General features: G+C 41.0%; 15 protein-coding genes and 3 pseudogenes. 10 read left to right on the top strand and 8 right to left on the bottom strand.

Annotated elements, in window-relative coordinates:
* Positions 1–10 precede the first annotated feature (10 nt).
* From JCM15074_RS03655 to tilS, 8 genes and pseudogenes are all read left to right on the top strand, one after another.
* Positions 11–508: an OmpH/Skp family outer membrane protein gene (locus JCM15074_RS03655; protein WP_037469005.1), complete on the top strand. Its 498-nt coding sequence runs from the start codon at positions 11–13 to the stop codon at positions 506–508.
* A 4-nt stretch (positions 509–512) separates the two neighbouring features.
* Complete coding sequence (lpxD, locus tag JCM15074_RS03660) at positions 513–1,538, top strand: UDP-3-O-(3-hydroxymyristoyl)glucosamine N-acyltransferase (RefSeq protein WP_025819971.1); 1,026 nt, start codon at positions 513–515, stop codon at positions 1,536–1,538.
* A 30-nt stretch (positions 1,539–1,568) separates the two neighbouring features.
* A complete protein-coding gene (gene fabZ / locus JCM15074_RS03665) occupies positions 1,569–2,030 on the top strand; it encodes a 3-hydroxyacyl-ACP dehydratase FabZ (RefSeq protein ID WP_025819972.1) in 462 nt (153 codons plus the stop codon).
* Positions 2,027–2,797 carry an acyl-ACP--UDP-N-acetylglucosamine O-acyltransferase gene (gene lpxA / locus JCM15074_RS03670; protein WP_025819973.1) on the top strand — a complete coding sequence of 257 codons (771 nt, stop codon included), beginning with the start codon at positions 2,027–2,029 and terminating at the stop codon, positions 2,795–2,797. The genes fabZ and lpxA overlap by 4 nt, the downstream gene beginning before the upstream one ends.
* A gap of 2 nt (positions 2,798–2,799) precedes the next feature.
* Positions 2,800–3,945: a lipid-A-disaccharide synthase gene (gene lpxB, locus JCM15074_RS20730; protein WP_037469008.1), complete on the top strand. Its 1,146-nt coding sequence runs from the start codon at positions 2,800–2,802 to the stop codon at positions 3,943–3,945.
* Positions 3,946–3,949: 4 nt separating this feature from the next.
* A pseudogene (rnhB, locus tag JCM15074_RS20735) lies at positions 3,950–4,569 on the top strand (ribonuclease HII).
* An 86-nt stretch (positions 4,570–4,655) separates the two neighbouring features.
* Positions 4,656–8,127, top strand: a pseudogene (dnaE, locus tag JCM15074_RS20740) (DNA polymerase III subunit alpha).
* Positions 8,128–9,507: a tRNA lysidine(34) synthetase TilS gene (gene tilS / locus JCM15074_RS03690; RefSeq protein ID WP_025819974.1), complete on the top strand. Its 1,380-nt coding sequence runs from the start codon at positions 8,128–8,130 to the stop codon at positions 9,505–9,507. It begins immediately after the preceding pseudogene.
* Between the two features lie 21 nt (positions 9,508–9,528).
* Here the strand turns inward: tilS and JCM15074_RS20745 are convergent, their stop codons facing one another.
* The gene (locus JCM15074_RS20745; protein WP_025819975.1) at positions 9,529–10,407 is read right to left on the bottom strand and encodes a GGDEF domain-containing protein; all 879 of its coding nucleotides are present in this window, start codon (positions 10,405–10,407) and stop codon (positions 9,529–9,531) included.
* A 155-nt stretch (positions 10,408–10,562) separates the two neighbouring features.
* On the opposite strand from JCM15074_RS20745, the pseudogene JCM15074_RS20750 reads away from it, so the two are divergent.
* A pseudogene (locus tag JCM15074_RS20750) lies at positions 10,563–12,534 on the top strand (monovalent cation:proton antiporter family protein).
* 232 nt (positions 12,535–12,766) lie between these two features.
* A complete protein-coding gene (gene cspE / locus JCM15074_RS03705; protein ID WP_025819976.1) occupies positions 12,767–12,976 on the top strand; it encodes a transcription antiterminator/RNA stability regulator CspE in 210 nt (69 codons plus the stop codon).
* A 107-nt stretch (positions 12,977–13,083) separates the two neighbouring features.
* On the opposite strand, the gene JCM15074_RS03710 is transcribed toward cspE, so the two are convergent.
* From JCM15074_RS03710 to JCM15074_RS03740, 7 genes are all read right to left on the bottom strand, one after another.
* The gene (locus JCM15074_RS03710; RefSeq protein ID WP_025819977.1) at positions 13,084–14,235 is read right to left on the bottom strand and encodes an iron-containing alcohol dehydrogenase; all 1,152 of its coding nucleotides are present in this window, start codon (positions 14,233–14,235) and stop codon (positions 13,084–13,086) included.
* 54 nt (positions 14,236–14,289) lie between these two features.
* Positions 14,290–15,414, bottom strand: a complete 1,125-nt coding sequence (locus JCM15074_RS03715) for a patatin-like phospholipase family protein (RefSeq protein WP_025819978.1) — start codon at positions 15,412–15,414, stop codon at positions 14,290–14,292.
* A 127-nt stretch (positions 15,415–15,541) separates the two neighbouring features.
* Positions 15,542–17,251 carry a proline--tRNA ligase gene (locus tag JCM15074_RS03720; RefSeq protein WP_025819979.1) on the bottom strand — a complete coding sequence of 570 codons (1,710 nt, stop codon included), beginning with the start codon at positions 17,249–17,251 and terminating at the stop codon, positions 15,542–15,544.
* A gap of 118 nt (positions 17,252–17,369) precedes the next feature.
* A complete protein-coding gene (locus JCM15074_RS03725; RefSeq protein ID WP_051536810.1) occupies positions 17,370–18,014 on the bottom strand; it encodes an acyltransferase in 645 nt (214 codons plus the stop codon).
* Positions 18,001–18,765 carry a tRNA (N6-threonylcarbamoyladenosine(37)-N6)-methyltransferase TrmO gene (gene tsaA / locus JCM15074_RS03730; RefSeq protein ID WP_025819982.1) on the bottom strand — a complete coding sequence of 255 codons (765 nt, stop codon included), beginning with the start codon at positions 18,763–18,765 and terminating at the stop codon, positions 18,001–18,003. The genes JCM15074_RS03725 and tsaA overlap by 14 nt, the downstream gene beginning before the upstream one ends.
* Before the next feature lie 8 nt (positions 18,766–18,773).
* Positions 18,774–19,151 (bottom strand): Rcs stress response system protein RcsF, encoded by a 378-nt coding sequence (gene rcsF / locus JCM15074_RS03735; protein WP_025819984.1) that lies wholly within the window; start codon positions 19,149–19,151, stop codon positions 18,774–18,776.
* A gap of 389 nt (positions 19,152–19,540) precedes the next feature.
* Positions 19,541–19,939, bottom strand: coding sequence for an H-NS histone family protein (locus JCM15074_RS03740; protein ID WP_025819986.1), 399 nt, complete (start codon positions 19,937–19,939; stop codon positions 19,541–19,543).
* Between the last annotated feature and the right edge of the window lie 404 nt (positions 19,940–20,343).

Here is a 20,343-nt window from a genome sequence, read left to right on the forward strand (position 1 = left end):
TTTGAACAAAATGGTAAATCACGCACTCGTTGCACTTGCTCTTTTTGCTGCGCCTATTGCAGCACAAGCTGAGAACTTAGCTGTAGTTGATATGGCAACAGTATTTGAGCAAATTCCACAGCGTGAGCAAATTGGTAAAGAACTTAAGCATGAGTTTGGTGATCGTGTTGCTCAAGTTCAAAAGATGCAAGAAGATTTACGTGGCATGCTAGAAAAGCAGCAACGTGATGGTGCATTAATGAGCGAGTCACAAAAGACTGATTTAATCCGCAAAATGGAATCAGCTAAAGCAGAATTACAACTTAAAGGTAAAGCTTTAGATGAAGACATGCGTCGTCGTCAAGGTGAAGAGCAAAACAAACTACTTGCTAAAGTTCAGAAAGTAATCGACCAGATTGCTAAAAAAGACAACTTAGATATGGTGCTACAACGTGGTGCAGTTATTTATGTTAAGCCTGGTTCTGATATCAGCGGTAAAGTGGTTGAAGCCTTAAGCAAAGGCAACTAAGCAAATGATTCAATATACGTTAAAAGAACTTAGCCAATTATTGTCAGCTGAAGTTAAAGGCGATGACACTATCATTATCAGTAGTGTTGCCACATTGGAAAATGCTACTGCTAATCAGGTTACCTTTTTAGCGAATAGTAAGTATCGTAACCAGCTTGAGGCAACTCAAGCTGGTGCGGTAATCTTGAGCCCTAAAGATGCTGAAGATTACCAAGGTAATGCGTTAATTCTTAAAGATCCTTATGTAGGATTTGCCCGAATTGCACAGTTACTTGATTCAACCCCTAAAGCGGCTTATGACATTCATCTAACTGCGGTTATTGATGAGAGTGCTAAGCTGGGTGAAGGTGTTGCTATTGGTGCGAATGCGGTAATTTCTGCCAATGTAATTATTGGCGATAATGTGCAGATTGGTGCAGGTTGCTTTATTGGCGAAGACAGCATTATTGGCAGTGATAGCCTACTATGGGCAAATGTGACTGTTTACCATAATGTTCACTTTGGAATGAAGTGTTTAGTACATTCAGGTGCCGTTATTGGATCTGATGGTTTTGGTTATGCTAATGAGCGTGGCCAATGGATTAAGATCCCACAAACGGGCGGTGTTCGTGTAGGTGATCGGGTTGAAATCGGTGCTGGAGCTACGGTAGATCGTGGTGCCATTGCGCATACCGAGATTCACGATGGCGTTATTCTCGATAATCAAGTTCAGATTGCCCATAATGATATTATTGGTGAAAACACAGCAATTGCAGGCTGCACTGTCGTTGCGGGTAGTGTCACCATAGGTAAACATTGTATAATAGGCGGCAATAGTGCGATTTCAGGTCATATTAAGATTTGTGACGGTACGCATGTGACTGGAAGTACGAATATTACGAATAATATTCGTGAGCCGGGAGTGTATTCTTCTGCTACAGTTGCTACGAACAATCGCCTATGGCGGAAAAATACTGTTCGCTTACGTCAATTAGATGATCTTTTTGACCGTGTGAAATCGCTAGAAAAGAACATTAAAAACGAAAAGTAACTACTCGAAAGAGTAGTCGAGGATGATATTTTGTCTAATCAACTGAATTCTATGGATATTCATGAAATATTGAAGTATCTGCCCCATAGATATCCATTCCTATTAATCGACCGAGTTTTAGATTTCACTCCTGGTGAAACCTTACATGCGATTAAAAATGTGACCATTAATGAGCCTTTTTTCCAAGGTCATTTCCCAGTACAACCCGTGATGCCTGGTGTATTGATTTTAGAGGCAATGGCACAAGCAACTGGTTTACTTGCATTTAAAACCATGAGTACAGAGCCATCTCCAGATGTTCTGTATTATTTTGCTGGTATCGATAATGCACGTTTTAAGCGTGTAGTTGAACCGGGTGATCAAATTCATTTTGAAGTGAAAATGATTAAAGAGCGTCGTGGTATCGGTGTATTCCAAGGCGTAGCCAAAGTTGACGGTGAAGTAGTATGCTCCGCTGATATCATGTGTGCTCGCAGAGAGATTAATAAGTGATAGACAAATTAGCTTTTGTTCACCCAGATGCCAAAATTGGTAACAATGTCACTATCGGACCTTGGTGCTATATTGGTGCTGATGTGGTGATTGGCGATGATTGTTGGTTAAGTTCACACGTGGTGGTTAAAGGCCCAACTGTGATTGGTAACAATAACCGCATTTTCCAATTCGCGTCAGTGGGCGAAGAGTGTCAAGATAAGAAATATGCTGGCGAACCTACTCGATTAATTATTGGCGACAATAATATTATTCGTGAATCAGTGACGATTCATCGTGGTACGACTCAAGATGAGTGTGAAACACGTATTGGTTCAAACAACTTATTTATGGCATATGTTCATATTGCACATGACTGTGTGGTAGGAAACAATGTCATTATGGCGAACAATGCCTCTATTGCGGGTCATGTGCATGTAGGTGATTGGGCTATTCTTGGTGGTATGACTGGGGTACACCAGTTTGTGCACATTGGTGCCCATGCCTTTACTGGTGGTAGTTCATTAGTGTTGCAAGATGTCCCTCCATTTGTGATGGCATCAGGTCATGCTGCGGTACCTAGAGGGTTAAACCTTGAAGGCTTGAAGCGTCGTGGCTTTGAAAAGGCATCTTTACATGCACTTCGCCGTGCTTACAAGATACTTTATCGCAGTAGCTTAACCGTTGAAGAGGCTGTTGCCGCTTTAGCTGAAGAAGCGCAGAATGACGCAAACGTAAAAATGTTGGTTGATTTTGTGACCACATCTAATCGAGGCATTATTCGATAACAATGACCAAAGAAACTTCTTTAGTCTTTGCAATAGTCGCCGGGGAAATCTCCGGCGATATTTTAGGTGCAGGATTAATATCTGCATTGCAAAAGACATATCCTAACGCCCGTTACGTTGGTATCGGCGGCCCTAGAATGCAAGCCCTTGGTTTTGAATCTTTGTTTCCAATGGAAGAGCTTGCGGTAATGGGCATCGCCGAAGTGCTATCACGATTACCAACGCTACTTAAAATCCGCTCCAGTTTAGTCAAACAGATTACCGCACTAAATCCTGCATGTTTTATTGGTATTGATGCGCCTGATTTTAATATCGGGGTAGAACTCAAATTAAAACAACGTGGTATTAAAACTGTTCATTATGTCAGTCCATCAGTATGGGCTTGGCGACCAAAACGTATTTTCAAAATAGCTAAAGCGACCAATATGGTGTTGTCATTATTGCCATTTGAAAAAGCATTTTATGATGAGCATCAGGTACCTTGTACTTTTGTCGGGCATACACTAGCTGATGATATTGAGATGGTGTCTGACAAGGTAAAAGCAAGAGTCGAACTTGGCCTTGATACTGAAGGTCAATATCTTGCGGTGTTACCTGGATCGCGTGGTGGTGAGCTTAAGCAATTAGCTGAACCTTTTATTAAGGCTGCGCAATTAATTAAAGCCAAACACCCGCAACTAAAGCTACTGGTGCCATTGGTTAATGAAGCCAGAAAACATCAATTTGAAACTGCTTTAGCCGAATTTGCACCTAATCTTGAATTAACCATGATTGATGGTCAATCTAGAACGGTTATGGCTGCGGCGGATCACATTTTATTAGCCTCCGGTACGGCAACGCTAGAAGCTATGTTGGTTAAAAGACCAATGGTAGTGGCTTACCGAGTTAGTCCCATTACTTACAGTATTGCTAAGCGAATGATGCTAATTGAGCGTTATTCATTGCCTAATTTGCTTTCTGGTGAAGATTTAGTACCTGAGCTTATTCAAACTGACTGTACCCCTGAAAAAATTGCGGCGGCGGTGATGCAGCAATTGGATAATGATTGCAGTGAGATGATTGAACGTTTTACTGATTTACATCAACAGATACGACGAGATGCCAGCGCCCGCGCTGCCGATGCCGTGACGAAGTTGATTGAAGGATAATCAAGTGGCAGTAATTAAGAACATAACGCCAGAGCAAGTAGAGCTGCTTTGTGTGGGTCATTATGCGGGTGTAGACGAAGTTGGCCGAGGCCCATTAGTGGGTGATGTCGTGACCTGCGCTGTTATTTTAGACCTAATAATCCAATAGCGGGTTTGAATGACTCTAAAAAATTATCAGAGAAAAAACGTGATTTGCTTTATCCTGAAATTATGGAAAAGGCGTTAGCGGTCAGTGTGGGACGTGCTTCGCCTGCTGAAATTGATGAACTCAATATCCTGCACGCGACGATGCTTGCTATGCAACGTGCGGTAGCTGGTTTATCAATTAAGCCTAGCCATATTTTGGTTGACGGTAATCGTACTCCCGAGTTTGGTATTAGTGCTGATGCGGTGATTAAAGGTGATGGTCTTATTGCTGCTATCAGTGCAGCGTCTATTATTGCTAAAGTGACCCGTGATCATGAAATGGCTGAGTTAGATGCACTGTACCCTCAGTATGGCTTTGCTAAGCATAAAGGCTACCCAACCAAAGCCCATTTTGAAGCATTAGCGCAATACGGCGTATTACCTGAGTATCGTAAAAGTTTTAAGCCAGTGCGTGAATGGCTCGCACAAAATAGCTAATTCAAAATAGTCGATGGCGCTAGCCGCTAGGCGCCATTTTTGCTAGTCTCTTGTTGTTAACCTCATCATAGATAATCCAAAATATTATGTCCGATCCTCGTTTTGTCCATTTAAGAATTCATAGTGACTATTCCATGATTGATGGTGTCGCTAAAGTTAAGCCCATTTTAGGAAAAGTTGCAGAACTTGGGATGGCGGCTTTTGCATTAACGGATCATACAAATTTTTGTGGTTTGGTTAAGTTCTATTCTGGCTGTCATGATAAGGGCATTAAGCCCATTATCGGTGCAGACTTTTTTATGCAGGTTCCTGGCTTTGAAAAAGAGTTTTGTGCATTAACAATTTTGGCGATGGACAATGAAGGTTATCAAAACCTGACACAATTAATTAGTCATGCTTATTTACGTGGTGAAGTCCATGGTAGGGTTGCTATCGATCAAGAATGGCTGCTGGAATATAACAAAGGTATTTTATTACTGTCAGGTGGCCGTGAAGGCGATATTGGTAAAGCTTTACTAAAAGGCAACCAAGGCCAAGTTGAGCAGTTGGTTGAGTTTTACCAAACGCATTTTGCTGACCGATATTATTTAGAGCTGCTGCGAACTGGTCGACCTGATGAAGAGCGCTATTTACATATGGCGGTTGAGCTTGCTGAGCAGTATCAATTACCCGTAGTTGCGACCAACCAAGTCGTATTTATGCAAGCATCTGACTTTGATGCCCATGAAATTCGAGTGGCGATTCATGATGGTTTTACCCTTGCAGATCCTCGTCGACCAAAAAAGTACAGTGCGGACCAATATCTAAAAACAGAACAAGAGATGTGTGACTTGTTTGAGGATATTCCTGAGGCATTGGCGAACACCGTAGAAATAGCTAAACGTTGTAATGTGACGGTTCGTTTGCATGAGTATTTCTTACCTAATTTCCCTACTGGCGATCTTTCTATTGAGGACTTTTTAGTAAAAGTTTCAGTGGATGGATTAGAAGAACGTTTAGAGTTTTTGTTTCCCGATCCGCAAGTTCGCGCAGAAAAACGTCCTGAATATGATGAGCGTTTAGAAATTGAACTGAAAGTGATTAACCAAATGGGATTCCCTGGTTACTTCCTTATCGTAATGGAGTTCATTCAGTGGGGTAAAGATAACGGTATTCCTGTGGGACCTGGTCGTGGTTCGGGTGCAGGTTCATTAGTCGCTTATGCACTTAAAATTACCGATCTTGATCCGCTTGAGTTTGATCTACTGTTCGAACGTTTCTTGAACCCAGAACGTGTATCCATGCCCGATTTCGACGTCGACTTCTGTATGGATCGCCGTGATGAGGTGATTGACCATGTGGCAGAGTTATATGGTCGTGATGCGGTTTCACAGATCATCACGTTTGGTACGATGGCGGCAAAGGCGGTAATTCGAGATGTAGGTCGTGTTTTGGGTCATCCTTATGGTTTTGTCGATCGTATTTCAAAAATGATCCCAGCAGAACCAGGTATGACGCTCGCTAAAGCATTTGAAGCTGAACCTGGTCTACAAGAGAGCTATGATGGTGATGAGGATGTTAAAGATCTTATCGACATGTGCCGGAAGCTTGAAGGGGTCACTCGTAACGCAGGTAAACATGCCGGCGGTGTGGTTATTTCACCGACCAAAATTACTGATTTTGCGCCACTGTATTGTGATAGCGAGGGTAAAAACCCTGTTACCCAGTTTGATAAAAGTGACGTAGAAACGGCGGGTCTCGTTAAGTTCGACTTCTTGGGTTTACGTACTTTAACCATCATCGATTGGGCATTACAGATGGTTAACCGTGTGCGCCGTGAAAAGAATCTAGATGATGTTGATATTGCAGCCATCCCACTTGATGACCCTGCTTCATTTAGAGTGTTGCAACGCTATGAAACTACTGCAGTATTCCAGTTAGAATCGCGCGGTATGAAAGATTTGATTAAGCGTCTACAGCCTGACAGTTTTGAAGATATGATTGCATTAGTGGCACTTTTCCGCCCTGGTCCATTGCAATCGGGCATGGTAGATAACTTTATTGAGCGTAAGCATGGTCGTGAAGAAGTATCGTACCCTGATAGCGAATATCAACATGAATCTTTAAAGACATTACTTGAACCAACTTACGGTATTATTTTGTACCAAGAGCAGGTGATGCAGATTGCTCAGGTGCTTGCTGGTTATACCTTGGTGGCGCGGACATGTTGCGTCGTGCTATGGGTAAAAAGAAGCCTGAAGAGATGGCCAAGCAACGTGGTACATTTGAAGCTGGTGCTATTGCTAATGGTGTTGATGGTCCATTGTCGATGAAAATTTTCGACTTGGTGGAAAAGTTTGCGGGTTATGGCTTTAACAAATCTCACTCAGCGGCATACGCGTTAGTTTCATATCAAACACTGTGGTTAAAAACCCATTATCCATCACAATTTATGGCTGCGGTAATGTCGGCTGATATGGATAATACCGACAAAATTGTGACCCTAGTTGATGAATGTGATCGAATGGGGATCCCGATTATTCCACCTGATGTGAATAAGGCCTATTCCACTTTAACGTCGATGATGAACTGAATATCGTTTACGGTATTGGTGCGATTAAAGGGGTCGGTGAAGGCCCCGTTGAATCTATTCTAGAGGCTCGTAAAGACGGTCCATTTATTGACCTATTCGATTTCTGTGCCCGAGTAGATTTAAAGAAATTAAACAAGCGGGTAATGGAGAAACTCATTACTGCGGGGGCACTGGATAAATTAGGCCCGCATCGCGCTTCAATGATGGCGACCTTACCAGAGGCTATTCGTGCTGCCGATCAACATGCCAAAGCCGAAGCGATTGGCCAGTGCGATATGTTTGGTTTATTAAACAGTGAGCCAGAAGATAACAAGCAGCAGTTTGTTGAGTGCACCAAGTGGCCAGATAAAGTGTGGCTTGAGGGTGAGCGTGAAACATTAGGTTTATATTTAACGGGTCACCCAATTAATCAGTATTTGAAGGAATTAAAACATTACACTTCAGGTCGATTGAAAGATATTCATCCTACAGAGCGCGGTAAAACCGTTAAAGCGGCAGGACTCGTGGTCGCAACCCGAGTGATGTTAACTAAACGTGGTGCCAAAATGGGGCTAGTAACTCTAGATGATAAGAGTGCGCGCTTAGAAGTTATGTTGTTTACTGAGGCATTTGAAAAGTTTGGTCATCTGCTTGAAAAAGACCGTATTCTGATTTGTGAGGGAGAGGTCAGCTTTGATGATTTCTCTGGCGGCAATCGCATGATGGCACGCAATATTATTGACATGGGTGAGGCGCGTAGCCATTTTGCCCATGGGGTTGAAATTGATGTTGCTAGTGAACAGGTTAATCCGCAATGGTTAGATCAATTTTATCAAGTGATTAACCCATGGCGAGGTGGTAGTGTGCCAGTGATGATTAATTACAGCCAAGCTCATGCAAAAGGGCAATTTGTGTTGGCAGATGATTGGCGCGTCAATCCAACTGATGAGCTAATGCTCGCATTAGAGAGTATGCTAGGTTCAAATAATGTTAGGATTTTATTTTAAATGAGCCAAGTCAGCATAGATAAGAGTGTGATTGATGTTTATCGAGCGATAGTACAGTTATTAGATGAAGCTGGTTTTAGCCGCGAACAGCAGCTATTTTTGGCTTATAGTGGCGGTGTTGACTCGCAAGTTCTTGCACATGGTTTATCCTTGCTGAAACAACAAAAAGGCATAGCAGCTACACTTATCTATGTTCATCATGGTTTGAGCAAAAATGCGGATGACTGGGCGTTACATTGCAAGCAACAGGCATTGGCATATGGGTTAACTTGTGACGTGGTAAAGGTTAACGTTGCTCGTGGTGCGCGTTTAAGTATTGAAGCTGAAGCGCGTAATGCTCGTTATCAAGCATTTAAAGATCATATGCAAGCTGGCGATTTATTATTGACTGCTCACCATCTTGATGATCAATTAGAAACCGTTTTATTAGCGTTAAAACGTGGCTTAGGGCCGAAAGGTTTAGCTGCAATGGGCAAAATTCAAACTTTTGATGCTGATAAATGGTTAGCTAGACCATTATTAAACTGTAGTCGGACAGAGATTGAAGGCTATGCTCAGCATTGGCAATTAAGTCATATTGAAGATGAAAGTAATCAAGATACCCGTTTTGATCGAAACTTTTTACGGCTTGAGATTATTCCAAAGCTAAAGCAACGCTGGCCAGCTATAGCAACGACAGCAAGTCGTAGTGCGCGCCTATGCGCTGAGCAGCAGCAAATTATTGAACAGCAATTAACAGAGCGCTTACCTGATTTAATTGATATCGATCGTCAATTTGGTTTAGTGCGATTAGATTTGGATAAGTTATCGTTGCAGTCGCTGCAATGGCAAAAATTGTTAGTACGCAGTTATATGCAGTCGCTCAATATGGCAACGCCAAGTGAGGTCCAGCTTGAACAAGTACTGCAGCAACTCTTTTATGCTAAAGATGATGCCAAAATAAATCTGGTACTAGGTCAAATACAGATTAGACGCTTTCAACATTTCGCTTATTTTTCAACACTGACAGATTACCAATTGTCATCGCAAGCCTTCACTGTGCCCGATGATAGACAGGCTTTCACCATTGTTTTACCCCATGGGGAATTGCGCTTTAGCCCTTGTTACGGTCAGGGAATGAAATTGGCTGCTGGAACTGAGTTATTTGTTGATTATCAATTATCTGGGCAAATGAAAGTACAACCAGTGCAGCGTAGTAAATCTCGCGAGCTTAAAAAAGTATGGCAGGAGTTTGCAATTGCGCCCTGGTTAAGGCCAATTGTACCTATGTTGATGAGCGGCAAGCGATTAGTGGGCGCTGCTGGTATTTGGGTTGAAAAACCATATCAAGTAAATGACAATGATCCTGCTTGGTTATGTCAATTTAAGCTTGCTCAGTGAGTATGCTATTTGTGCGTTGTGTCAGTGGTTGCTTTGGCTAAAATATTTAAAATCATCTTTGCCATTGGCTTTGACTTGATATAGCGCTTTATCTGCCTGATTAAATAGTTCGTCGTAACTTAAGCCAATATACCATTGTGCGATACCCATGCTGCAATGCACTCCAAATGCCATCGCCATTTTGTCTTGTTTAATCGTATTTTTTAAGCGGTTACAGAGCTGCTGCGCCGCATGCACATCTCCGCGGACAATGATGGCAAATTCATCACCACCAATACGAAATATTTGGTCTGAATCTCGACATGTCTTTGACAGTATTTGGCCAAAGTTTGTCAATATCTCGTCTCCAGTATTATGACCATAATGGTCATTGAACTGTTTGAAATCATCAATATCAATAATAATCAGTGATAATTCGTCTTGATAACGATTCGCTTTAGCTAAGGCGTGTTGGATGGACTGTTGATAAAAATGACGGTTACCTAAATGCGTTAATGCATCAAATAAGGCTTGGTGGTTAAGTTGTTCAAATTTTGCTGCATTATTGAATGCAAGTTGGTAAATCGTTTGCAATTTCGCAAGCGAAATTTGCTTCTCACTATTTAATGATGGCCTAAAATTAAACTCAATTATAGCTTGGCTAAAGTTAAGTTCAAAAGTGGTCGTATGATTGAATTGGTGGGTTTTACCCCAGAGCATTTCATTGTTATTACAATTAAATTTGATCCCCTCTAAAGGGTAGAGCTGGGTAAGGATATGGGTCAACGCATGAAAAACACCCGCAACAGAAAGTTGCTGGTGTAAGGATATAGAAAATGCGATTAATCGGTCACTATCAAACATAATTTTATCATTTGTTGTTAAGGCATCATCCACATAAATATTGCCGGGAAATTGCATTGATTACTCACCATTCCTTTGATGAAATTTAATATTATTAATAATTTAGCAAAAAACATGCCGATATTACAAATTCACTTTATCGTTAATGTTATGTAAACTGTTTGGGTAGATATGTTGCCTGCTACCTATTTGATTAGAGTAATTATACTGAGATGGAACATAATGCGTTAATACAAATTCTACTGATGTTATTGGTCGCTATCGTTGCTATCGCAGTGCTACGCCGCGTGGGTTTGCCCGCCATCTTAGCTTATCTATTTACTGGCGTGCTTAGCGGTCCAAGTGTGTTCCATTGGTTTACCGCGGCACAAATGCATTCAGTGGCTGAGCTCGGGGTCGTGTTGTTGATGTTTAGCCTCGGGTTAGAGTTCTCCTTACCTCGTTTATGGGCCATGCGTCGTACTGTATTTGGTATTGGTTTTGCGCAAGTGTTTGTCACCGCAGTGATTAGTGGCGCGGTGGTGTTGATGTTACAAATGACGTTAACAGAAGCATTGGTGCTTGGTTCAGCTATTGCTCTATCCTCAACAGCTATTGTCTTAAAATTGTTAAATGAGCTTGATTGGCTTAAACAAAGACATGGTGAGTTGTCTGTCAGTGTGTTGTTATTTCAAGATATTGCGGTCGTGCCGTTATTGATTGTGCTGCCATTATTGGCAGATACCCATGTCAGTGTAGAACTGAATAATATCGTGTTTGATACTTTAAAGGGGATCCTCGCTTTTGTGGCATTAATGGCTTTCGGTAAATGGGCATTACCTCGAATTTTTGATGAAGTGGCGCGCGCGCGTTCAAGTGAGTTGTTTGTATTATCGACCCTTGCGGTGGCTTTAATTACGGGCGCACTGACGCAGTGGTTAGGACTGTCAATGGCGCTGGGGGCATTTATGGCAGGTATGCTACTTGGTGAAAGTCAGTATAAACGCCAGCTAGAAGCGGATATTAGACCCTTTAGAGATTTACTCATGGGATTGTTTTTTATCTCAATAGGCATGATGCTCGATTTCCAATTAGTACTCGCTTATTGGTGGCAAATTATTGCGATTTTGGTGGTGGTGTTATTAGGGAAATCGCTGACAATTTATTTCATTTTACGCTTATTTAAAGAGCCTAAAGTGGTTGCCATTGCCACTGCTTTAAGCCTTGCTCAAGTTGGTGAATTTAGTTTTGTAATATTATCTTTAGCCGTTAGTTATCAATTGCTTGATACTCAAATAAGTACCATGTTTGTGATGGTTGCAGTGCTCTCAATGGCACTGGCACCTTGGTTAGTTCGTCACAGTGTTAATTTAGCTAAATTATTATCGAGTCCAGATTTAACGGTAACAAATGAAATGAGTTCGGCAATGTTGACCCCACAAGCTGGACATGTACTTATTTTAGGTTATGGCCGTGTAGGGCAAACGATCAGCCGCTTTTTAAAAGCAGAAGCGATTCCTTTTGTCGCACTAGACTTAGATCCAACTCGTGTTACAGAGGCGCGTACAGCAGGAGAACCCGTCTATTTTGGTGATGCTTGTAAGCGTGCAATCTTAAAGCAAGCGGGCATTAAACACGCCAGTATGATTGTGATGACCATTGATGAGCCTCGTTTTTTAGATAATGCGTTAGCCATCTGTCGAGAGTTAGCCCCTGCAACCAAAATTTGGTACGTACCCATGATGACGTCAATATGGCAGAGTTAGAGCTAGCCGGTGCTAGCCAAGTTATCCCGGAGCGATTAGAGGGGAGTTTGATGATGGTCTCGCAAGTGCTGTATAAGTCAGGGGTGCCATTATCAAGAATTTTGAAGCGACTTGAATTAGAGCGACGTAATCACTACCAGTTTTTACACGGCTTCTTTTCAGGCACTGAAACTGAGATGAGCCTGAGTTACTACATGCCGTGTTATTGCCTAAGGGGGCTAATGTTGTTGATAAACAGGTGGCAGATATTCCATGGCAAACGATGCGAGTTGAATTAAGAGCCGTGAGGCGTGCTGGCGAAGAGGTGGAGTCACCTGATGCGAGTTGGCAGTTTAACGAAGGAGACATATTGTTGTTGCAGGGACGGCCTAGACGTATTGAAAAGCTGAATCTATACTGCTACAAGGGTAGATTTGTGCCACGGCTAAAAGCAAGCTAAAAAAAATTGTAGACATTGCCAGAGTTGTTGGTATTATGCATGTCGGCCTGTTAAGCAGACCTATTTATTTGCTGTAAATATTTTATGTTTTAGAAATACTTCGTTGTTACATCTGTTTCACCAGTTAATGTCAGAAGCCTTCCTATCATAAGTTATCACTCCAATAAATAATTCTATTTCCGGCTACAAACGCATTATTGCGGATTATTTTTTGAAAATCTAGGAGACTATTATGTCTAAATCTACTGGTACTGTTAAGTGGTTCAACGAAGAGAAAGGTTTCGGTTTCATCACTCAAGACAATGGCGGCGCTGACGTATTCGTTCACTTCCGTGCAATCGTTTCTGACGGTTTCAAAACTCTTGCTGAAGGCCAGAAGGTTTCTTTCGAAACTGAACAAGGTCAAAAAGGCCTACAAGCAGCTAACGTAACTGCTATCTAATTTTAAGGTTATCCTTAAAGTTAATAAAAAGCTGGCTATGCCAGCTTTTTTTATGCCTGAAATTTGAAGTTAACACGCCACAACCTGATGTCGTGACGTGCTTTTTACTAAAGTGCCTGCTTATAAATTATTTCAGAGCAAGCCAGATCAATATCACCATGTTCACCTAAGTTGGTATGGTGTAGGCGTGACAACTCAGCTAATAGTGGCGCAATATCTTTTTCTGCTAATCCCACATCACTCAAACGCACTGGCATTTGCATCTCTTTAAAGAATGCTTCAGTTGCCGCAATCGTGGCATCAATACGCTGTTCATCTGTACCTTGTGTGATAGCAAATACTCGCTCGCCTAGCTGTAATATCTTTTGTGCTTTCTGCTCACGTTTAATTTTCATCACTGCAGGTAAGATGATTGATAAGCTTTTACCATGGTCAATGTGGTAGAAACCTGTTAGTTGATGACCTAATGCATGACTGGCCCAATCATGAGGCACGCCAACACCAATTAGGCCACTTAATGCCTGAGTTGCAGCCCACATAATATTACTGCGTACCGCAAGGTTAGTTGGTTCGACTAAAGCTTTAGGACCTTCTTCGACAAGAGTCAGTAGCAAGCCTTCAGCAAAACGGTCTTGCACTTTTGCATCAACAGGATAGGTTAAGTATTGCTCACAAATATGGACAAAGGCATCCACAACACCGTTAGAGATTTGAGTTTTTGATAAACTAAATCCTGTACTTGGATCAAGAATGGCAATTTGTGGACGCACATGGGCTGACATAAATGACAATTTGGTATGGCCGCGTGATATTACCGCACCCTCATTAGTTTCAGAACCTGTTGCTGGTAATGTTAATACACAGCCAATAGGGAGGGCTTGAGCGACTTCTGCTTGGTTAGCTAGAATATCCCATGGATCTTGTCCTTGATAACATGCTGCAGCCGCTATGAATTTAGTGCCATCCACAACCGAACCACCGCCAACAGCTAATAAATAATCGATGTTATGTTGTTTAATTAATGCAACGGCTTGCATTAACGTATCGTATTGAGGGTTCGCCTGAATACCTGAAAATTCAATAACATGATGATCTTTTAAGGCATCAGTGACTTGCTGGTAGACGCCATTACTTTTGATTGAACCACCACCGTAAATAAATAAGATATTTGCTTGTTTATCTAGCTGTTGAGCTAATTGACTTATCTGACCCTCACCAAAAAATATTTTGGTGGTATTTTCATAGCTAAAATTGTTCATAGTACCTTTACAACCTTCAACAATACTTTGGTTAATAATAACGCTGAAGCGTGTTTAACCGATAGCGAAGAATTGTTTTATTTCATCAATTTGACACATAGCATCTTGGTAACCCAAATCAATCAATTGGCCAGTGTAATTTTTCTCAAATAATAGATAGGAGATGATACTGGAATCGGAGTTTTTATTAATACCAATGGTGCGTAGCAATAAACGTACTGCAGGTGGGATATCGCTAAAATAATGTTTTGCTATATCAGTCAAATCTTCACTTGGCTTGATTACGAGGGTTTCAATTGGGCGTAAATGATGTGTTTGTTGTTGCTCTTTGGTCATGTATTTGAGGGTTTGATTAACACGAGTCAGTCGTTCTAAATCACTATTAAGCGTATCTGAGAATATGGTATCAAGCAGATGGCCGCCAATATCGGCAGATGACGGGTGCTGTGACATGGCTTTGCTCATTGACTTATGCGGGCTGTCTAAATTAAGCACCATAATTTTATTGGCACCAAGATGAATCGGACTGCTTAATGGTGATAATTGATGGACTGAGCCATCGCCGTAGTAGCCCTGCTTTAATTTGATCGAGGGGAAAATTAATGGGATCGCAGATGAGGCCATGAGGTGCTCGGTAGTGATAAGCGCACGAGTTCCATCACGATTGGCACGTTGCCAATTGTTAATATGATTTTGTCCCTGAAAAAAACTGGTTGAACGGCCACTGTTATAGCTTGAGGTATCAATACTTAAAGCTGTTAAGACTTGATGATGAATATTGCGATCAATACGTTTAAAGTCGATTAACTGGTTTAATAGGTGCCGTAAAGGCTCGTTATTCATTAAGCTAGGTGCTTCACGGTAGATATGATTACCTTGAAGACCTGTCAGTAGTTTATTGAGCAGATGCTTGCCGATTTGAAAGTGGCTGCATTGATAAACTTGGGCAGCATGTATATGACGCCATACCCATTCGAGTTTACGCACCCCTAAATGGAAACAAGAGGCGTGTGTCGCAATTGATGTGGCATTAATCGCGCCTGCAGAAGTACCTGCAACAATTCCAAAAGGAATAGCGTGGTTGCGAGGGTAGAATTGTACAATGGCTTTTAAAATACCCACTTGATAAGCTGCGCGAGCACCACCACCGCCAAATACTAATGCTGTCTGTGTCGTCAATCTTCCATCCTTAAAGATTTACAATACTGCTAAAATAGCATTTTAAATTAGTACAAGAAAAGCACTAATCGTATGGATATAAAAAACGCACCCTAAGGTGCGTTTGTTGTTATTTTGGTTTTAGCGATTAGCAAGCTGATTTGATGAAATCAACGATTTGATCAAATGGAATCTCTTGCTTTTCACCTGTGCGGCGGTTTTTGTATTCAAATACGCCAGCATCAATATTACGATCACCAATAACCACTGTATGTGGTAAACCAATTAGTTCCATATCGGCAAACATAACACCAGGACGCTCTTTACGGTCATCGAATAATACTTCAATACCCGCAGCAGTTAAGTCTTGGTATAGCTTTTCTGCAATCTCTTTAACACGGTGAGATTTATGCATGTTCATTGGCAAAATACCCACTTGGAATGGGGCGATAGCCGCTGGCCAAATAATACCGCGGTCATCAAAGTTTTGCTCAACTGCAGCTGCAACGATACGGCTAACACCAATACCATAACAGCCCATCTCTAACACTTGTGCTTTACCATTTTCATCAAGCACAGTTGCGTTCATTGACTTAGAGTAGTTATTGCCAAGTTGGAAGATATGACCGACTTCAATACCACGAGTTAATGCGTAAACGCCATTACAGCCTGGTACTGCTTCGCCTTCAATGACGTTACGTAAATCAGCAGTTTGTGCTTCTGGTAAGTCGCGTACCCAGTTAACGCCGAATAAGTGCTTACCATCTTCATTAGCACCAGCAACAAAGTCGCTCATAACCGCAACGCTGTGGTCGATGATGATTGGCATATTTAGACCAACAGGGCCAATAGAACCTGCAGTTGCGCCAACAGCATCTTCAATTTCAGCTTCAAAAGCGAACTCTAATGGTGCTGCAACTAACTCATGCTTGTCAGCTTTAATTTCGTTTAGTTCGTGATCGCCACGGACTAAAAGTGCCACTAGAGGATGCTCTTCAGTTGCACCTTTTACGATAAGAGTTTTAACAATCTTGCTTGCATCAAGATTGAATTGCTCAACTAGATCGGCAATGGTTTTAGCATTCGGCGTTTCAACAACACGCATCTCTTCGGTAGCATCTGCGCGAGTTGTTGTTGGCATTGGTGCAGGTGCTTTTTCGATGTTAGCCGCATAATCGCCTTCAGTTGAGTAGGCGATTAAGTCTTCACCACTTTGAGCTAATACGTGGAACTCGTGTGACATGCTGCCACCAATAGAACCGGTATCTGCTTCAACTGGACGGAATGCTAATCCCATACGACCAAGAATATTGCTATAAGCATTAAACATGGTTTGGTATGTTTCATCTAATGTCTCTTTATCTAAATGGAAAGAGTAAGCATCTTTCATTAAGAATTCACGAGAACGCATTACACCGAAACGTGGACGAACTTCATCACGGAATTTAGTTTGAATTTGGTATAAATTAAGTGGCAACTGCTTATATGAGCTAACTTCTTTACGGATTAAGTCAGTAATCACTTCTTCGTGGGTTGGGCCTAGAACGAAGTCACGATTATGGCGATCTTGGAAACGAAGTAGTTCAGGGCCAAATTTTTCCCAACGACCAGTTTCTACCCATAGATCAGCAGGCTGAACCATCGGCATAAGGATCTCAACCGCACCTGCTTTGTTCATTTCTTCACGAACAATGGCTTCTACTTTACGTAATACACGTAAACCAGACGGTAACCAGCTGTATAAACCAGAAGCGTTACGACGGATCATACCCGCACGTAGCATTAACTGATGACTGATGACTTCTGCGTTTGCAGGGGTCTCTTTAAGTGTTGATAGCAGGTATTTGCTAACTCGCATTACCAATAGTCCAAATTTAGAGTTGAATGTAATCTATTTTATCATTTGAGAGCCTGTTTGCTCTAGTGCTTTTAGTTAAAAAGCACAGACAAAGAGATTGTAATTTAATTGAGCTGGATTATGGTTGGATTTTATTCGGGTCAAAATGCGCAGGTTTATCACGTCTATCACCAATAATCGTCGCTGGATTACCAGCTACAATGGCATAGTCCGGCACATCTTTAGTGACAATGGCTCCCATGCCTATCACTGCATAATTACCAATAGTTATGCCATCAACAATACCTGCTTGAGCACCAATCCAGACGTCACAACCAATCACGACACCTTTTGACTGTGATTTTTGTTGGTAGATAGGAGCATTAGCGGCCATGCCATGATTAAACGCATAAATGGTGACGTTATTGGCAATGCGAGTTTGATGACCAATCGTGATACCATTTTTACCACCATCCAGTGAACAGCTGTGGTTAATTGCTACTTCATCACCCATAGTGATGGGCCCATGCAAAAAGCTATCAGCAGCAATCATGCATTGTTTACCCATGATGATTGGACGGTTTGGCTCTGCAAATAGTTGTGCTTCAGGCGCAATAAAGCAGTTTTCGGCAATCGTCACGGTTTCTACAGCACTAAGGTGTTGCTGTACTTGTTGCTGCCAAGGTTGAGCCCATAACAAGTGCTTAGGCTTCAAACTAAAATAAAGCCATGGCATCCAAGACAAGCGTTTTTTATGTTGGCTTTGATAATCAGGTGTTTGCATTGAGCTTGGCCAATAAATTTGCTTTAACTTGGGGTTGGTCAAACAGGCTAATTTCATGAATGAATATTTGCTGTTCTATTACCTGCCAGAAAATATCAAGATCATATAAAGCCACTTGGTAAAGTTTAGGATCATCTTGATGCTTTTTATAAGCCGGACGTGGGTCTTGGCCTAATACACCGCGAATAAGTGCTTCTAATCGAGGATATTGTGGCAATTGGCTTAATTGAGCTAACTGCTGGCTGGCTTTATCACTAAAGTTTACTTGGATTATCGCTGGTGCTTCTTGGGCTATCCCACCAATGGCATCGGTATGTGCATCAGAAAAGGGGATATAAGGCTTGATATCGATGATAGGGGTACCATCTAGTAAGTCCATGCCTGATATTTCGAGTCTGACTTTGCCATGGCTGTGATCAATACCTAGCAGCTTAACTACTGATTGACCAATACCATTGGGCCTAAAGGTTGAGCGAGTCGCAAAGACGCCAAGTTTATCATTACCACCAAGGCGAGGGGGCCTTACCGTTGGCTTCCAGCCTTGTGATAGGTTTTCATGAAAACAGAAAAGTAACCATAGATGTGAATATTGCTCTAGTCCTCTGACACAATCTAAATGATTAAATGGCGGAACCAATTCAATGAATCCATGTGCGGCATCAACGAGCCCTGGTTGTCGTGGAATGCCGAATTTTTGTTTATAGGGCGTATGGCAGGTTGCGACTGCTTGAATTTGATTAGTGAATGTCATAAGTATTATTACTGCTTAATTTCTTTGATTGCTTGGCCCATGCAAATAACTTGGCTTATACAGCCAGAGCTAGGGTCATTAATTTCCATACAACGCTTCACAATAATGGCATTAGCGCCTTTATTTGCTGCTTGCTCTCTTAACTTTGTTCTAGCTGCAATATCTGAAGCTGCTGGATCATTATGGTTAATTTGGCATGATTGAGCTTCCAATATAGCAATATTAGAAAACGGTGCAGATGGTGTTTGGTCGTGTTGATAAAGGGTAACGTTAGCCGCTTTATAGTAATCAGTTATTGCATCACGATTGATATTACTATTAAAACTATACTGGCTAGAGCAAGCTGATAATAGGAGTAAACTTATGCTTAATAGAATAACTTTCATGGCAGGATTCTTTATCTGTTTAGTTAGTTTTTAATTTTACCTGTTAATCCTTGAATGATAAAGCTGAGCTTCAATTAACAAACTTGGATATAGGATCAAGGTTTAACTGGATGGGATGTAATTGTAACAGTATGTAAATTTAATATTCATAATATGAGAAACTTAAATAAAACTTAAGCATTTCCTTTTTTTTGCTATTTTTATATAAAATCACGTCCTAACATCGGCTCAGATGATATAAAAGCCTTCTGATAAGAGAAACTTGTCCAGTTTTATAATTATAAATATTAATAAAATTTCACAACTTGTGTAAATAAATAGACATTAGCAGAATTTAGATAAAAAAATACCCACCAAGAAGGTAGGTATTATGTAAGCAATCTTGTGGGTTAGATTAAAAAATCATCCATAGATTTGCCTTTGTTTTCAACTTCATTTTTGAATACTGTTGGCATACGGCCTTGACCAGTCCATGTTACTTCTTCGCCGTCTACCATGATTTTATATTTAGCTGGACGTGGAGCACGTTTCTTTGGTGCAGCTTTAACAGCAGCAGAACCACCTAAATCATCTAAAGATAAACCAACAGCTTCCATTTGCTTACGGATCTCTTCGATTTTTGCGTTACGCTCAGCTACAGCAGCTTGCTCTTCTTCAGCATTTGCTTCGCGCTCTTCAATAATCTTATTTAATTTACCAGCAAGCTCATTTAAATCTTCAAGTGATAATTCTTTAACAGCTGCTTTAAAACGGCGACCGTGCATTAATATTTCAAGAAACTCGTTCATAATTTTTCCCAGATAGTTAAAATAGGATATATGCCTAATAAGCAAATAATAGAAATTTATATGCAATTTATCAAATGATTTTTATTAAAATGTGCAAAAAAAATATAAATTAATTTTATATTCATGGTTTTTTATAAATAAATGAACCTTAATAAACTTAAATGGTCAGTTTAAAGTCCGCCAATTGTTAAAATATTGACCGAGTATCTTGAGTGCTTGTTTCAGGATACGTTAAATAAGTGTACGAAAACTTGCCTTCGATTTCATATAAATTGCTTAAAATGAAATTTATAACAAATAAATTTAGCTATTATTGTTGTATTAATACTAATCAATTAATCTTTATGTGTATTTGATTGGCATCAGCCTGATGCTTTCTGAGTTGATATTCCTCTAGATGTACT

Source organism: Shewanella marina JCM 15074 (assembly GCF_000614975.1).
Classification (GTDB): domain Bacteria; phylum Pseudomonadota; class Gammaproteobacteria; order Enterobacterales; family Shewanellaceae; genus Shewanella; species Shewanella marina.

Bases quoted from the DNA above. Each gene is read 5' to 3' on its own strand.
- JCM15074_RS03655 (WP_037469005.1), top strand. From the start codon at position 11: ATGGTAAATCACGCACTCGTTGCACTTGCTCTTTTTGCTGCGCCTATT.
- lpxD (WP_025819971.1), top strand. From the start codon at position 513: ATGATTCAATATACGTTAAAAGAACTTAGCCAATTATTGTCAGCTGAA.
- lpxB (WP_037469008.1), top strand. From the start codon at position 2,800: ATGACCAAAGAAACTTCTTTAGTCTTTGCAATAGTCGCCGGGGAAATC.
- tilS (WP_025819974.1), top strand. From the start codon at position 8,128: ATGAGCCAAGTCAGCATAGATAAGAGTGTGATTGATGTTTATCGAGCG.
- JCM15074_RS20745 (WP_025819975.1), bottom strand. From the start codon at position 10,407: ATGCAATTTCCCGGCAATATTTATGTGGATGATGCCTTAACAACAAAT.
- cspE (WP_025819976.1), top strand. From the start codon at position 12,767: ATGTCTAAATCTACTGGTACTGTTAAGTGGTTCAACGAAGAGAAAGGT.
- JCM15074_RS03710 (WP_025819977.1), bottom strand. From the start codon at position 14,235: ATGAACAATTTTAGCTATGAAAATACCACCAAAATATTTTTTGGTGAG.
- JCM15074_RS03720 (WP_025819979.1), bottom strand. From the start codon at position 17,251: ATGCGAGTTAGCAAATACCTGCTATCAACACTTAAAGAGACCCCTGCA.
- JCM15074_RS03725 (WP_051536810.1), bottom strand. From the start codon at position 18,014: ATGCAAACACCTGATTATCAAAGCCAACATAAAAAACGCTTGTCTTGG.
- tsaA (WP_025819982.1), bottom strand. From the start codon at position 18,765: ATGACATTCACTAATCAAATTCAAGCAGTCGCAACCTGCCATACGCCC.
- rcsF (WP_025819984.1), bottom strand. From the start codon at position 19,151: ATGAAAGTTATTCTATTAAGCATAAGTTTACTCCTATTATCAGCTTGC.
- JCM15074_RS03740 (WP_025819986.1), bottom strand. From the start codon at position 19,939: ATGAACGAGTTTCTTGAAATATTAATGCACGGTCGCCGTTTTAAAGCA.